The sequence below is a fragment of the Pedobacter sp. D749 genome (assembly GCF_019317285.1).
Taxonomy (GTDB): domain Bacteria; phylum Bacteroidota; class Bacteroidia; order Sphingobacteriales; family Sphingobacteriaceae; genus Pedobacter.
The window spans coordinates 3627966-3643400 of sequence record NZ_CP079218.1 but is presented as its reverse complement, the minus strand read 5'-3'; the positions used below and the strand labels follow the sequence as shown (position 1 = coordinate 3643400).

The following is a 15435-nucleotide window of genomic DNA, read 5'->3' as shown; positions in this document are numbered from 1 at the left end:
AGTTGTTGTTAGAAATTAGGTTGCCCAGGATCTTTGTCCAGGTTTTAAAGGCGCATTGCCATCATATCGGCCCGGAATAAGGACATATTCCCTCGCTTTGGTACAACCAATTTCTGAAGAATAGTAACCGAGTAAGGTTAAATCTCTTGCAGTGATAAAAAAGTAAGCTAAATCTTTGTTCTCTTCTGATTTGCCATCTTTTTGTGCAAGTGCGATTGCTCTCAAATCGATCATTAGCTTTTTGCGGTCGGCTGGTGTTAAAGTGACATAGCTTTTTCCGAAATCTTTCATTGATTTTGCCTGAAGATCTTTAAAGCCTTGTGCAAAGGAGGTTTGCATGGTGGCAGGATAACAATCTTTCATCATCATTGGAATAAACTTACCTAAACCTGCGGCTTTGGCACCTGCAGATGATTTGGTTGTCGGAACAATAACATCAGCAAATTCTGCAAAGATCTTTTCGTCTTCAAGTGAATAGCTTACGAAGTTTTTTTCATTTTCGGGGAGTGTAAAACTTTCAAATAACACGCCCATTGTACTTGCCGAGATTGCTCCTCCCAGCAAAAATGCAACGTTTTTGAGTGCTTCTCTTCTGTGCATCGTCTTTATGATTTTATATTTTGGTTATTTATGTGTTCAATTAGTAATATTAGAAAAAATATCGCGTAAACAATAAATTTTTTAAGTTTAATTATCAGTTGGCAATAGGATTGTTACTGTGTAGAATTATTCCAAATAACAATCATTTTGTGGGCTATATGACGTTTAAACTATGTTTTAATCTCAAATTTACTTGGTGTAAAAAATACATTTAGTATAGGCTTACATATTATGTACTAATATATTCAAAAACATAGATTTTTAAGGATAAAACCGGACTAAAGCAGATTTTTTCTAATGTAATTATAACTTTCAGTAATACTCTCGTAGGGTTCCTTTTTAATGATGTCCTGCTCAGTAAAAATATAATCTACACCAGCTAATTTTGATGCGGCAAAAATGCTTTTGAAATCGATCCTGCCAGACCCCACTTCTACGAAAACGGCTTTATCTGCTTTGTCCATATCCTTAACATGAAACATTTTATAACGGCCCGGATTTTTCTTGAACATATCAACCGGGTTTAAACCTGCATTTACCGCCCAAAAGATATCGAGCTCAAAACCGACCATATTGGTGTCGGTTTCTGTAAGCAAGGTTTCGTAACCTGTTACGCCATTCCCCTGATCTTTAAATTCGAAGTTATGGTTGTGGTAGGCCAATTTTAAGCCTGATTTTTGGCAAAGTTCGGCTGCCTGGTTAAATTTTGCAGCCATACGTTTATAATCATCCAATGTTCCATTGGTTCTGATATCGGTCGGCAAAGCAGGGATAACAAAATATTCCTGGTTAACAGTCGCAGCGGTTTCGATGTGCGATTTTAATACTTTATCGTCGCCAGAGGATAAAAACTCCGTTACGTTGTAATGACCGCTGGGAGAGGAGAGACCGTTGGCTTTTAATAATGCATTAAAATCTTTGGCTTCCAGTCCCCAGAATCCTTTTACTTCATATTTACCCGGATAGCCGTAATAGGTTTCAACTTGCTTATAGCCGATCTTGGCTACCTGTTCAATAGTGGCCTTTACATTTGCCGTTAATTGTTCGCGTAGGGTGAAAAGACCAATTCCGATTTTTGAAATCTTAGCTGATTGTGCCAAAGCCGTTGTAATAACGGATGGACTTAAAAAAGCTGCTGCACCGGCAAAGCTTATTTTTTGTAAAAATGATCTTCTTGTTGTCATGATGTTTTAGAATAAAAAAACCGGAGCGTGAACTCCGGTTTTATTTGTTAAAATGAATAAGCTAATGATCCCCAGAAGGTACGTTGAAGTAAAGTTCTGCCAATCATTAATGTGCCAGGGGTTACGGTTGAGAAATCTCTGAACTGATCTCCACGAACATCGCCCTCTGTGAGCACTTTTGCATTTAACAGGTTGTCTGCCCAGAATCTTATTGAAATCTTTTTTGTAAAATTATAACCTGCACCGGCTTTCATTACCACATAGGATGGAAGTTCATAACTGTCGCTAGGTGAGGTAAAGCGACTGCCAACATAATTGGCTGCTATATACAGGTTAAAGTTTTTGTAATCGTAGTTGGCTCCTAGCTCCGTATTCAATACAGGTACCCTTTCGGTTCTTTTGCCAGTAAAACTATATACACGGTCACCGAATTCGGCTGCTACTGCGGCATTTCCGCTTGTATTTGCTTCGTAATCTGTGTATTTAGAATCTTGCAGTGTTCCGGTTAAGCGCAAGCTTAGTGGTTTGAATATTTTGTAAGAAACTTCATATTCGGCACTCCAGGTGCGTGTAGAGCCAAAGGCTACCAATGCTTGTGTTCCAGCTGCTGTAGTAGGCACATTAATGGTTAACGATGTGTTTTTAATTGCAGAATAACTTCCTGATGCAAAAATTGCCAGGTTGTTTTTAGCATATTTAAAACCTATTTCACCTAAATACACCGGGCGTTTTTTAATATTTGCGCCATTATATCCTGAAGCATTGTAATCGCCTATATTTGGTGCGTTATAAGCTTTTGTAGCCCTCGCAAACATACTTGCAGTAGTACTTATTTTATAATTTGCGCCTATTGATGCTGCCCAGTTGGTTAGTGTTTCATCATAGCTGGTATAACCCAATATAGTTGGAGTTGCTGGCGCTGTAATATTTACCGTGCCATTTGCATTAAGCGCATAATAAGGCCTATCTCCCTTAACATTCTGGTTATCAATTCTGGCTCCAATATCTAAACGCCATTTTTCGGATATTTTAATCTCATCGCCAACATAAGCTGATAATGTTCTGGTATCGCCAATAAAGGTGTTTTTGGTTTGAATTGTTCTTTCTGCTGCTGTTGGCGACTGCAAGATAATACTCGGGTGCTCCTTAAATTCTGTGAAAGATCTAAATGCATAGCGTAAATCGTCTCGATTGTATTGATGAATACCTGCGCCGATATTTAAACTATGATTTTTAAAGGTCTTTTTCAGATCCAGGTAATCAATAATTTGAACATCGCTGTTAATTTGCCCCTGTGCTGTTGAGGTAATTGCATAATCTCCGGTAACAAACGGTGCAACTGCGCCTCCCGGATAATAGTAAGGTGTGGCCGCTGTTCTCGCTGTAATCCCTGCTGGAACGGTATATGTTGAGTTTGTATGGGTATTTTGATAACGGAAATTGTTCACAATCTGCCAGCCGCTATCAGTTAGGTAGTTGAACTGGAAACCAGCTGAACCCAATTTGGTATGGATACCGTCTGTTAGAGTAAAATTATGCAGGCCTGTTGTAGGATCATTGTAGCTCCAATCTGTTTGAACGGGAACAATTGATTGTGAAGCCAGATTATAATCGCGGTAAGTAGTTGGCTTCCCGGTACCATCGTAAGGGTAATAACTAGTTAATAAGAACTGCACTTTATCATTCAGGTATTTACCATACACCCTGAAAAAGCCTTTATTGTTTTTGAAATTAAACGTCATGTTGCCTTTAATCTGTCCACCTTGGTTGGCCGGATTAAAGCCCTGATCTACCACACCATTATCGGTACGGTAAAAACCACCGATATTGTATTTGATCTGGTTGTTTATTTTTCCTCCGGTATTCCCATCAAAGCGGTATAAGCCTTGTGAAAAACCTGTGGTAAATTTAAACTGGCCATATTGTTTATCGGCGCCCACGTAACTGATGTTGTTTACTACGGCACCTGGCGTATTGGCCTGAATAATTGAGGCATTTCCCCCTCTAATTGCTTCGATATTCTGAATGGTTAAATCTGTTTTATAATACTGATCTATAGATGGGTTGGTATTGAAACCTGTAGGTAAAAGCGGTAAACCATCTTCTTGTATACCTAAGAAAATATAACCGCCCTGTTGTGGAAAGCCCCTTACCCAAACATTGCCCGGGCCATCGCCACCCGTACTTTCTACGGTTAAGCCTGGTATAGCTTTTAATAAATCGGTACTGTTTAATGGTGCCCTGTTGGTGATATCTTTATTACTCACCGAGGTTAAGGCCACACTGCTTTCTAATTTTTTCTTCGGATTACCACCGGTTACCATCACACTCTCTAACTGTAGGTTATCTTCTGATAGGCTGATGCTCAGGTTTTCATCGGCATTGCCGGGAGACAGGTTAACTTCTTTAGATATGAAACCTACATATCTCACGACGAGCACGCGGCTATCAACCGTTAAGCCTTTCAAAGCGAAAGCACCATTTTCGTCGGTGGTGGTTCCGATTGATTTTCCTTTTACGGTAACCGAAACGCCTGGAATAGGATTACCTTTGCTATCGGTTACTTTTCCGGTTACAATGCCTTCGAAAGCTTTTAAAAGTTCGAGGTTGTTATTGGCGGGAATAGAATAGAGCAAAATCTGATCTTTAACTATCCTATATCCCACGTCATAACGTTTTAGCGAATTCTCAAGAAAGTATTTAAGCTTTTGATTGACCACATTAATAGAAACTTTACGATTGGAGTTTATTAATTGCGGACTGTAAACAAATTTAACATTGGCTAAGTGTTCTGTTTTTTCAATAATGGTTTTAATATCTGTTTGATCGGCTTTGATCGAAATTGACTTATTCAGAAAATCCTGGGCGTCGACATTTTTGGCAAAAGCACCACAAGTAAAAATTATTATTGCAAGTATTTGGTAAATCGAAACTCTCATTGCATATATCGCCAGCGAAATAAGTTGATTTTTTTTCATAAATTTGGTTATTGTTCATTAAATGATTGGATTTATTGGACATAGAAATACCATGAATACATTTCTGATGTATTTAACTCGCCGGCAATGCCCCACATTGTCGGCTTTGTTTTTTAGAAAAATATTATGGAAAATGAAGCCGCGGCTATGGGCTGTTGGTGTTGTGGTTTTTCTTCATCATGTTTATATATTTGGTTAGTTTTTATTGGAAACCACAATGCTGGTTCCCTGGATGTAATATTTGCTTGAGATGGTTCCGCAGATCAGGTCGAGCTGCTCGTAGAGCCCTTTTTTGCTTAAATCACCGGTAAAGGTATAGGTCGAAATCTGCTCATTATCCGATTTTATCTTTATCCCGTAAGCTTCAGATAAGGTTTTGAAAATTTCTTTAATGCTTTCTTCTTTAAAATTATAGCTCAGTTTTGTGGGGATGTTATAAGCTTCGGCCAATGGAATAGGCTTGCTTACCAATGTTTTATTTAATTTGTGGTCGGCAAAAATGCCCTTTTGGTTTGGTGTCAGCAGAATTGGTTTAGCCAGTTTTTCTTTATCGAAAGTGAAGAGTGAGCTTTTCTGATTTTCAGCTACCTGAACTTTTCCTGTTCTTACCGCAACCTGAGCCGGAAGTTTATCTGTTGATGATTTTACCCAGAAGCTGGTACCCAAAACACGAATAACCAATTTTTGATTGTACACATAAAAAGGACGCTTAGGATTTTTACTTACCGAGAAAAATGCACTTCCTTTTAAATAAACCGTTCTTTTGTTAGCTGCAAAAACCTTTGGGTAAATAATGTTCGCCTGTGGTTTAAGTGTTACTGTACTTTCATCACTGAGTGATATCACCAGGCTGCTATCGCTCTCATTCGTTTTGCTGATTAAATTTAAGCCTTCATTTTCATCAATGAAAGATTGTTCAGCATGATTGTAACTACTTAAATATAAACCGGCAATAAAAAATGCAATGATTATAGATGCTGCAATAGCTATTTTTGGCCAAAGCCTTTTAACCTTAAGCGCTGGTGTAGGTTTGCTTTCAACGTTATTGATGTTAAGCCAGGTATTCACCTGCATTTCTTCGAGCGCAGTTGATGATAAATCTTTAAAATTCTGGTTATTTAAGTTATGATACCATTTGTCTACCCAAAGCTTTTCAGCTTCAGTACAATTTCCGTTTTCGTAACGGCTTAGTAAATCGTAAAATGATTTCTGGTTCATAAAAAGAATATTTGGCCTTATACTATACAAGTAACACAACTGGAGCGAAACCCTAAAGCTGTGCGTGATAAAAATAGAAATAATTTTTAATGTGCTGGTAATCAGCTATAAAAAGATGTAAAAATTTTTAATGTATTCTTTTATCCTCTTAATAGATTGGGTGATATGGTATTCTACAGTCTTTTCGGAGATGTTTAAACCAGTAGAAATATCTTTGGTAGATCGGTGTTGATAACGGCTCATTCTGAAGATCTCCTGTGTTTTTTCGGGTAGCGAATTAATGCCTTTTTCGATAATGGAAGAAAGATCATGAAGATCGACCAGATTCGCGGTATCCTGATGGTTTTCTGAATAGGTCAGGGTTTGGTACTCCATGTATTTATTCTGCATCACCTGACTCCTGATGTGGTTGATTACACTTAACTTCAAAGCCCCGAACAAATAGGCCTGGAGATTACTGATCTGTGCTTCCTGCCGTTTTTCCCAAAGAGAGATGAAGATATTCTGTACCAGTTCTTCAGCGATTACCTTATCGCCTGTTTTTTTGTAGGCAGCTAATAACAGCTCGTTACTGTAGGCGAAATATATTTTTTCGTAAGCCTGCTTATCGCCCAACTTTAGACGATTCATTAAATCTTTAGATTTTTCAGGCTCTCGGTGAGTCATTTATTATTTGGTTATTCGATAAGCGTGTAGTAAATGTATAAAATAATGTTGAAAGTTTCAGTTCACAGTTCACATGTTTCAGTTGGCAGTTTACAGCTTACAATTTAACAATTAATCCATGCTCAATATTTTTTAGTTGCCAATTTGCAGTTAACAATTTAGCAATCCAACAGTTAATAAACCTGGTCTGCAATTAACCAGTTCAAACAATTAACCGATTAACCCTTTCTTATCTATAAATATTTTATTGCCTTTTATCTCATTTTTTTACCTTTGCTCAATCTCAAAAAAAATATGCACGAAAAAATTGTTGTTTTAGGCTCTAACGGGCAAATTGGTACCGAGTTGGTAACCATGTTACGTAAAATATATGGTGATGATCATGTTGTTGCATGCGATATACGCAGGCCGGATTATGATATCAAAAACTCTGCACCGTTTGAATTTGTGAATGTGCTTGATAAGGAAATGATCAATGGCATTTTTCATAAATACAGACCAACACAGGTTTACCTCTTAGCAGCTTTATTATCAGCTACAGGTGAGCAAAATCCAAAGCTGGCCTGGGATTTAAATATGAACGGTTTACTGAACGTCTTAGATTTAGCTTTAGAATATAAAACAGCAAAAGTATATTGGCCGAGTTCTATCGCCGTATTTGGACCAAATTCGCCAAAAGATAATACCGCTCAATATTGTGTAATGGATCCAAACACCGTTTATGGAATCAGCAAGTTAGCAGGTGAGCGCTGGTGCGAATATTACAATCAAAAATATGGTTTGGATGTACGTAGTATCCGTTATCCGGGATTAATTAGCTGGAAAGCTGCTCCTGGAGGTGGTACAACAGATTATGCGATCCACATTTTCCACGATGCGTTGAAGAAAGGTAGTTACCAGAGTTTCTTAAATGCGGAAACAGAATTACCAATGATGTATATGGATGATGCTATCCGCGGAACAATTGAACTGATGGATGCACCTGCAGATCAGATTTCAGTGCGTAGTAGCTATAATTTTGGTGGGGTAAGTTTTACACCTGAAGTTTTAGCCGCTGAAATCAGAAAACATATTCCGGATTTTACGCTAACTTACAGCGCCAACGATCCCCGTCAGCAAATTGCAAATAGCTGGCCACGTTCTATCGATGATAATTATGCAGCAAAAGACTGGGGATGGAAACCAGAGTTCGATTTATCGAAACTGACAACTGACATGTTAAATAATTTAAAAAAATAATATAAAGGTAGAGGGTTTGAAGGTTGAAGGCTTAAGGTCTCACATCTCACATCTCATATCTCAATACTAAAATAATGGGAAGAGCATTCGAATTTAGAAAAGAGAGAAAATTTAAGCGTTGGGCCAAAATGGCGGTTCAGTTTACGCGTATTGGTAAAGATATTGTAATGGCGGTTAAGGAATCTGGGCCTCATCCGGAAACAAATTCCCGTTTACGTACAGCTATGCAAAATGCAAAAGCGGTAAACATGCCAAAAGATAGGGTAGAGGCAGCAATTAAGCGTGCTTCTGATAAATCGATGGCCAATTACGAGGAAATTGTATACGAAGGTTATGCGCCACACGGTGTTGCCGTTTTAATTGAAACAGCTACTGATAATACCAACCGTACTGTAGCAAACGTTCGTAGTTATTTTAACAAAACTGACGGCTCTTTGGGCAAAACCGGATCATTAGACTTTGTTTTTAACCGCAAATCTGTTTTCCGTTTTGTACCTGCTGAAGGTTTAGATCTGGAAGAATTAGAGTTCGAATTAATTGATGCTGGTTTAGAAGAACTTTATGTTGAGGCCGATGAAGAAGGAAACGATATTGCGGTAGCGCAGGGTGCATTCGAAAACTTTGGTTCTTTACAAAAAGCTTTAGAAGAGAAAGGCATCGAGTTAAAAAGTTCAAAATTAGAGCGCATTGCTTTATCTCACCATGAGGTAACAGAAGAGCAGGCAGCTGATGTTTTGAAATTGATCGATAAGTTGGAGGAAGATGATGATGTGCAGGCGGTTTATCACAATATGGCGGAGTAATATCAATTAGAATATGTACAGAAAAGGTTCCGGTTTTATATCGGGACCTTTTTTGGTTTTGTGGTGTTTAGACCTCGCAGGTTTTTAAAACCTGCGAGGTTTAATTTAACCTACTTTCTATTGTCTGGTCTTAGCGTCTTGCTAAAACTTCTCAATTAATTTCGTTTCTATGGCAAAAAACTACGGTCTAAGCGAGACGCCAAGGCCAGATGAGGTCGATTAATCAGGTTGAGCATTCATTTTTTTATACACCTTTCCGTCTTTGATAATTATGATTTTTGAATTAAAATTTTCGTAATTATCAAATGGATTTTTACTCCATAAAATAAGATCTGCTTTTTTACCCTTTTCTATTGAGCCTGTTTGATTTTCAATTCCTATTGCCTCAGCACCATTGTAGCTTGATATTCTGAAAATATCAATAATGTTGAATCCGTATTTTGCTAAAATTATTAATTCAGAAATATTTACCTTTCCGCCATTTGGCATGTCAGATCCTAATCTTATTTTAATCCCACTTTCTTGCATTATTTTAGCATACTTCATCATAATTGCAAAATTTTCTGTTAATCTCTTAAGTTGTTTTGGCGTAAGAGTTGTATCTTTTTTGTTGGTAAAATAAGTTGCTGCTATCTGTTCGTATAATCTATGAATAGTTGTTGAGATGGTTACTTTTTTATCTGAAAGGTTTTTTATTAAATTTTCTATCTCTGGTTTTTTATTTTCATCAATAAATCTGTATTGTTCTAAAAAAAAATCTAATAATTTGCTTTCGCTATTTATTTCTCCAAAGTTATCTTTAAATTGTTTGTAAACTTTTGCTTTATCTACATCACTTATAATAACACTATTGGGAATAGTCGCAAGATGTTCATAATTTGTTAATCCAATTTTTAATGTTTGTTTGATCGTTAAATATTCCGGACTAAAATCACCAATATGGCCGTATACTTTCATCTTCAAACTATCTGCTGTTTTGACAGCAACAGAAAATTCTGGTTCTTTTAAGCGATAGTAGAGTTTTAAATGGCGAATTCCAAGATTGTAATATTGTAAGATTTTTTGCTTTGTTTTTTTTGCTGTTACAACTTCTGTGTGGGCAATATATGGCACTCTATTTTCCTTAGAAATTAATGCGCCACCACTTATATAAAAATCAATATAGTTTGGGTTAGTCCTTTTTTGCCACTCTAAAAGTGGGGTAAGCCATTTTTCTGGTTGCCCCATTGTTAATACGGTAGTTGTTCCGTAAGGTAAATATTCGTTTGAAATTTTTTGCCGATAATGATTTAAGCTATCTTTATTTAAAGTAATCGGCGCTTTTTCATAATCACCTAAAATATCTGTAGGATGAATATGGGTATCTATAAAGCTAGGGCTCACTAATTGACCTTTTGCATCTATGTATTGTTTGCCTTGGAATGAATTTGAACTACTTTCTATTTCTTCGATATATCCATTTGAAATAAGAATAGTTTGATTGTTTTTTATCTCTCCGGTTTTGATGTTTAAAACCTTTGCATTAGTAATAATGAGATCATAGTTTTTAATCGATTTGCATGCCAAAAATAGTGTGAGAATGAAATAGATTAAAACGGATTTTGTCATAAATTTGGCGATTTGCGAATTTTAGTTTAGCTATTTCTTATGCGAAAACAACCAGGGCAATAATTCCGGTTCGGCAAAGGCACTGTCCCAGCTGTTGTGGTTTGCGTTAGGGTAAAGTGTAAATTTCACCTCGTCGCCAACGGTTTTTAAACGTTCAGCAATGGCAATTGAGAATGCCGGATCTACAATGTCATCTTTTGCACCGTGAAAGATCCACAATGGTGTTTTCTGATATTTTTTAATGTTATTGGTATTATCGCCACCACAAATTGCAATAGCTGCGGCAAATTTACGGCGTTCTCTTCTTAACAGCTCGTACGTACCCATTGCACCCATTGATAAGCCACCAACATAAACCTGGTTTTTATCTACAAAAGGTTTTTTGAGGAAATCTTTAACCATTCCCTGCAGTGCATGCATTACTTTGGTGGGTTTACCACCTTCAACAAAACTGATTTTTCTTTTGCCTTTGGCATCCTGACCAAAATTGGCATTGGCCCAAAAATCATTCTGTGGACATTGAGGAAAAACTACAATAGCAGGGAAATTTTTGCGAACGTCACTTTTTAGAAACAGTTTTCCGCCATGAACCAGTTGACTGGCGTTATCATTACCTCTTTCTCCACTTCCGTGCAAAAAGAAAACGATTGGATATTTTTGGTCGGGATTAAAATTTTCTGGAAATAAAATCCTGTAGTAAATAGAATCCTTTCCTTTAATAAAGCTTCCCCTGTCATATTTTTTTAAGTCCTGAGCGTTTAAAAAGAGTACAGAAAAAAGAATGCAAATGGTTAGAATAATCTTTTTCATCTGTTTTATTTATTAATTAGTTATTTATTGTTTTGTCTGGTATTACTGAGCTCGCAAGTTCGATTTGTTTATTGTGGTGATGAAGTTCTCATCACTTGTTTTTATAGGGTGTGTTTGGTAACTCATGATAATTTTATTCAACAAAAATAGAAAACCCTGGCTACTTTACAATAGCTCAGGGTTTATAACCAAACCTAATTGTCTTTATTTCAACGTAAAAGATGCTTCTTTTACATCGCGTGAATTTGTACCAATAAATACCTTGAAATCACCAGATTCTGCCACGAATTTTAGCGCGGAATTGTAAAATTTAAGGTCGTTCTCCGAAATGTTGAAAGTAATGGTTTTACTTTCTCCGGCTTTTAAATTAATTTTTTGGAAACCTTTGAGCTCTTTAACCGGGCGGGTAATACTTCCAACAAGATCCTGAATGTACAATTGAACAACTTCTTTGCCGTCATATTTGCCTGTATTGCTTAAAGTAATCGATGCCGTGATCGATTTTCCTTTGCTTAACGTATTGGCGCTTAGTTTAACATCACTATAATTAAATGATGTATAACTTAAACCAAAACCGAACGGATATAATGGATCATTGCTTACGTCTAAATAGTTGGAGCGGAATTTTTCGAACCATTTACCTTCAGCCAATGGGCGGCCGGTATTTTTGTGTGCATAATACAAAGGCACCTGACCCACATTCTGAGGAAAAGTTGCGCTCAGCTTACCCGATGGATTAACATCGCCGAAAAGTACATCAGCAATTGCATTTCCAGCTTCACTGCCCGGGAACCATACATTTAAAATCGCCGGGATATTTTGCTGTTCCCAATTCAATGCCAATGGACGGCCTGTAAACAGCACTAATACTACTGGCTTACCTGTTTTAGCCAAAGCTTTTAAAAGGTTTTTCTGTGTTTCAGGGATCTGGATATCGGTTACACTACTACTTTCGCCTGTAAATTCAGAACCTTCGCCAATAGCAGCTACAATAACATCTGATTTTTTCGCCACTTCTAAAGCTTCTTTAATCATTTCGGCTTCAGTACGTGGATCACGTTTGTATGTTGGGTTGTGGATGTTTACATAACGCTGCTCCATAGCAGAATCTGCCAGGAAGTTGGCACCGCGAGCGGTTAATATTTTTGCATTATTACCCAAGGCATTTTTTAAACCTTGAAGTACGGTTACCGACTTGTCAAAAAGGGCAGCAACACTCCAGGTACCATACATATTGGCTGTATTATCTGCCAAAGGGCCGATTAATCCAATGGTGCCTGATTTTTTTAATGGAAGCAGGTGGTTGTTATTTTTCAACAGCACAAAACTTTCTGTTGCAACTTCGCGTGCCACCTGGCGGTTAGCCGGACTAAAAACCTCTTTTTCTGCTCTTTCTGCATTACAAAATTTATAAGGATCGGTAAATAAACCCAATTTGTATTTTGCCTGAAGTACTAATCTACAGGCCCTATCGATCTGAGCGATACCTACTTTTTTCTCAGCTAAAGATTTTTTTAAAGTGCCTAAAAAGCCTTCACCCACCATATCCATATCAACGCCAGCATTTAATGCCAGGGCAGAAACAGTTTGTAGATCGCCCATGCCATGTGCAATCATTTCAGGGATACCAGTATAATCGGTTACTACAAAGCCTTTAAAACCCCATTGGTTACGCAAAACATCCGTCATTAACCATTTGCTTCCTGTAGCTGGAATGCCGTCAACTTCATTAAAAGAAGCCATAATGCTGGCTGCTCCTGCATCAACAGCGGCTTTGTATGGCGGAAAATATTCGTTGTACATGCGTACTTTGCTCATATCTGTGGTATTATAGTCTCTACCAGCTTCAGCGGCACCATACAGCGCATAATGTTTTACACAGGCTAAAATTTCATTATTGGCCTGGAGTTTTCCCTGATAGCCTCTTACCATTGCTGCGGCAATTTGTGAGCCTAAATAAGCATCTTCTCCGCTGCCTTCAGAAATACGGCCCCAGCGTGGATCTCTCGAAATGTCAACCATAGGAGAGAAAGTCCAGTTGATACCACTTGCACTGGCTTCAATTGCAGCTATACGTGCCGATTTTTGCACGGTTGCCATATCCCAGATACAGCTAACGCCTAAAGGGATTGGGAAAACGGTATTGTATCCATGGATAACATCCATTCCGAAAAGCAACGGAATTTTCATACGGCTGTTTTCCACAGCTATTTTTTGGACCGCTTTGATCTTATCTACCCCTTTGATGTTGAATAAACCACCAACTTGTCCGGCTTTAATTTTTTTAGAAATGTCGCTGCTGTTGGCCTGTCCTGTGGTGATATCTCCAGAACTTGGCAAATTCAGCTGGCCAATTTTTTCATCAACAGTCATTTTCGCCATCAGGTTGCTGATGAAGGTGTTCATCTTCGCCTCTTCTGCTGAAACAGGCTTTTTGGTCTGTGCCGATCCGTTCAGTACCAGCAGGGTTAAAAAAACAACCAGGATATTCGCTCTCTTCATTATATATGTGTTTTATTCTTTATTAATCAACTTTTAGCTGGTACTCGTTACAAACGAGCATGAGCATTTATTTTAATCAACTTTCTTTACATCGGTTTTTACAGATACGCCGTTCTCGTTTATTGCTTCTATAGAAAAATAATAAGCTTTCTGGCTGTCCATTGCTTTAAACCAATATTCATTAAAATCGTGGATCATAATGCAGTTGTATAGTTTATCAGGTGCGGTACCGTAATAAAGGTTATAAGCAAAGGCATTATCAACAGGCTCCCATTTAATATAGGCACTGCGTTTGTCTTTTTCTGTCCTTAAAACGATCAGATTTTTCGCCTTTGTCGGTTTCTCACCATTTCCATTCCCAAAAACACGCAAACCACTAATGGCAAATTTTCCGGTAGGCATGTGGATGTTTACCATTTTGATGAACCTGGTTTTTACTGGTTTCCGGAGTTCAATGTAATCATGCGGAACGTCTGTTTTATTCCGGCTTTTATCCACCAAAACACTCCACTTTTTTCCATCTGTTGAGGAAAGAATTTGATATTGATGGTAAATTCCGGTCTGTTTTCCTAAAAATTCAGCATCCTGATCGGCATAATTAATCTGGATGGCATTAACGGTAGCAAGGCTTCCCAAATCAGTCTGGATCCACTCTTCATTGTTTGCGCTTTTTGCACTCCAATAAGTTTTAATGCTTTCGTCAACCGCATTATTGGCATTAAAGCTTCCCAGAGTAGAAGAAACGGTTACCGGTTTTTTATAATTGATGAGCATCCAGCCTGGCCCTGTAGGTCCGCCTTCTTTTCTTTCAGCCGGTAAATAAAGTGGGTAATCGCCAAAGGCAGTATTGGTCCACATTACGTCGTCTTGATCAAAACCAGTAGGCCAAATCCCCATTCGGCGTTCCCAGGTATTTTTTACACAGATGATACTGGTAGAAATATGCCAGTAATTTTTGCTATTGTCCTGAAAGGTTGCGCCATGACCAGCACCGCGAGAAAATCCGCCGCCTTTATAACTCAAAGGATCGGATTGTGGGGTTGTAGGCGTATCATAGAAAAGAGGTTTGGTACCCACTACCACGCCGTCTGAATATCCACTAAATTCGGTTCCCGGTGCACCGTATTGGAAATAATATTTACCATTATGTTTAGTCATCCAGGCACCTTCGGCAAAAGGATCAAGAAATGTATTGTCCATATATTCGCCAAAACGTTGCCATCCATATCGCCAGCTTTCAAGCAGGTACATTGGTGTGCGGGTGCCTTTTGGTTGAAAAGTTTTACGATCTAATTCTACACCGTACATGGGGTAGTTATTGCTGCTACCGTTGTACATGTAAAATTTGCCATCGTCGTCGGTAAAGAATGATGGATCCCAACCGCCTATTTCTAAAGAATCAACCAATGGAAACCATTTATTGCCTTTAGGGTCGGTACTGCCCCATAAGGTGAAGTTTTTAGTGTAAGTACTCCCGAAAACCACCATGGTATCGCCAATAATGCCTACACCAGGTGCACAGAGTTCGTCTTTGGTTTTATTCCATGGGCGAAGAAACTTTCTTTCATGGAATTTCCAGTTCAGCATGTCGGCGCTGTGCCAGTAACCCCATTGGTTCGTACTAAAAAGGTAAAAATCACCTTTATAATTTACGATTACCGGATCGGCAGTAGCGCGGTGCTTGCCCCATTCGGTAAAAGATTCGAAAGGTGTATAACCATAATCTACGTTGATAGGATTGCAGTAGGTTTTTTGCTGTGCAGAAGCTGTAAACTTACCGCAAAGCAGTGTTATTATTAAAAATATTCTGAATAAATGTTTAGCCAT

The 15435-nt window shown here is 38.1% G+C and carries 11 protein-coding genes; 2 read left to right on the top strand and 9 right to left on the bottom strand.

The window, feature by feature from the left end:
* Positions 1–15: 15 nt before the first annotated feature.
* The 5 genes from KYH19_RS14625 to KYH19_RS14605 all read right to left on the bottom strand — a co-directional run bounded on the left by KYH19_RS14625 (position 16) and on the right by KYH19_RS14605 (position 6610).
* Positions 16–600 (bottom strand): gluconate 2-dehydrogenase subunit 3 family protein, encoded by a 585-nt coding sequence (locus KYH19_RS14625; protein WP_121283593.1) that lies wholly within the window; start codon positions 598–600, stop codon positions 16–18.
* 278 nt (positions 601–878) lie between these two features.
* Complete coding sequence (locus KYH19_RS14620; RefSeq protein WP_219075653.1) at positions 879–1784, bottom strand: sugar phosphate isomerase/epimerase; 906 nt, start codon at positions 1782–1784, stop codon at positions 879–881.
* Between the two features lie 47 nt (positions 1785–1831).
* Positions 1832–4762, bottom strand: a complete 2931-nt coding sequence (locus KYH19_RS14615; protein ID WP_219075652.1) for a TonB-dependent receptor domain-containing protein — start codon at positions 4760–4762, stop codon at positions 1832–1834.
* Positions 4763–4957: 195 nt separating this feature from the next.
* Positions 4958–5980, bottom strand: coding sequence for a FecR family protein (locus KYH19_RS14610; protein ID WP_219075651.1), 1023 nt, complete (start codon positions 5978–5980; stop codon positions 4958–4960).
* A gap of 105 nt (positions 5981–6085) precedes the next feature.
* Positions 6086–6610 carry an RNA polymerase sigma-70 factor gene (locus KYH19_RS14605; RefSeq protein WP_255562428.1) on the bottom strand — a complete coding sequence of 175 codons (525 nt, stop codon included), beginning with the start codon at positions 6608–6610 and terminating at the stop codon, positions 6086–6088.
* A 330-nt stretch (positions 6611–6940) separates the two neighbouring features.
* Here KYH19_RS14605 and KYH19_RS14600 point away from each other — a divergent pair, with 330 nt between their 5' ends.
* Positions 6941–7885, top strand: a complete 945-nt coding sequence (locus KYH19_RS14600) for an NAD-dependent epimerase/dehydratase family protein (protein WP_219075649.1) — start codon at positions 6941–6943, stop codon at positions 7883–7885.
* A 74-nt stretch (positions 7886–7959) separates the two neighbouring features.
* Entirely contained in the window at positions 7960–8688 is a 729-nt protein-coding gene (locus KYH19_RS14595) for a YebC/PmpR family DNA-binding transcriptional regulator (RefSeq protein WP_029274031.1), read from the top strand.
* A 219-nt stretch (positions 8689–8907) separates the two neighbouring features.
* Here the strand turns inward: KYH19_RS14595 and KYH19_RS14590 are convergent, their stop codons facing one another.
* The 4 genes from KYH19_RS14590 to KYH19_RS14575 all read right to left on the bottom strand — a co-directional run bounded on the left by KYH19_RS14590 (position 8908) and on the right by KYH19_RS14575 (position 15435).
* Entirely contained in the window at positions 8908–10296 is a 1389-nt protein-coding gene (locus KYH19_RS14590) for an amidohydrolase family protein (RefSeq protein WP_219075648.1), read from the bottom strand.
* A 30-nt stretch (positions 10297–10326) separates the two neighbouring features.
* On the bottom strand, positions 10327–11106 hold the full coding sequence (locus KYH19_RS14585; protein ID WP_219075647.1) for a prolyl oligopeptidase family serine peptidase: 780 nt from the start codon (positions 11104–11106) through the stop codon (positions 10327–10329).
* A 204-nt stretch (positions 11107–11310) separates the two neighbouring features.
* Entirely contained in the window at positions 11311–13608 is a 2298-nt protein-coding gene (gene bglX / locus KYH19_RS14580; protein ID WP_219075646.1) for a beta-glucosidase BglX, read from the bottom strand.
* 72 nt (positions 13609–13680) lie between these two features.
* Positions 13681–15435, bottom strand: coding sequence for a family 43 glycosylhydrolase (locus tag KYH19_RS14575; RefSeq protein ID WP_219075645.1), 1755 nt, complete (start codon positions 15433–15435; stop codon positions 13681–13683).

Bases quoted from the DNA above. Each gene is read 5' to 3' on its own strand.
- KYH19_RS14610 (WP_219075651.1), bottom strand. From the start codon at position 5,980: ATGAACCAGAAATCATTTTACGATTTACTAAGCCGTTACGAAAACGGA.
- KYH19_RS14615 (WP_219075652.1), bottom strand. From the start codon at position 4,762: ATGAAAAAAAATCAACTTATTTCGCTGGCGATATATGCAATGAGAGTT.
- KYH19_RS14600 (WP_219075649.1), top strand. From the start codon at position 6,941: ATGCACGAAAAAATTGTTGTTTTAGGCTCTAACGGGCAAATTGGTACC.
- KYH19_RS14605 (WP_255562428.1), bottom strand. From the start codon at position 6,610: ATGAATCGTCTAAAGTTGGGCGATAAGCAGGCTTACGAAAAAATATAT.
- bglX (WP_219075646.1), bottom strand. From the start codon at position 13,608: ATGAAGAGAGCGAATATCCTGGTTGTTTTTTTAACCCTGCTGGTACTG.
- KYH19_RS14625 (WP_121283593.1), bottom strand. From the start codon at position 600: ATGCACAGAAGAGAAGCACTCAAAAACGTTGCATTTTTGCTGGGAGGA.
- KYH19_RS14585 (WP_219075647.1), bottom strand. From the start codon at position 11,106: ATGAAAAAGATTATTCTAACCATTTGCATTCTTTTTTCTGTACTCTTT.
- KYH19_RS14620 (WP_219075653.1), bottom strand. From the start codon at position 1,784: ATGACAACAAGAAGATCATTTTTACAAAAAATAAGCTTTGCCGGTGCA.
- KYH19_RS14575 (WP_219075645.1), bottom strand. From the start codon at position 15,435: ATGGCTAAACATTTATTCAGAATATTTTTAATAATAACACTGCTTTGC.
- KYH19_RS14595 (WP_029274031.1), top strand. From the start codon at position 7,960: ATGGGAAGAGCATTCGAATTTAGAAAAGAGAGAAAATTTAAGCGTTGG.
- KYH19_RS14590 (WP_219075648.1), bottom strand. From the start codon at position 10,296: ATGACAAAATCCGTTTTAATCTATTTCATTCTCACACTATTTTTGGCA.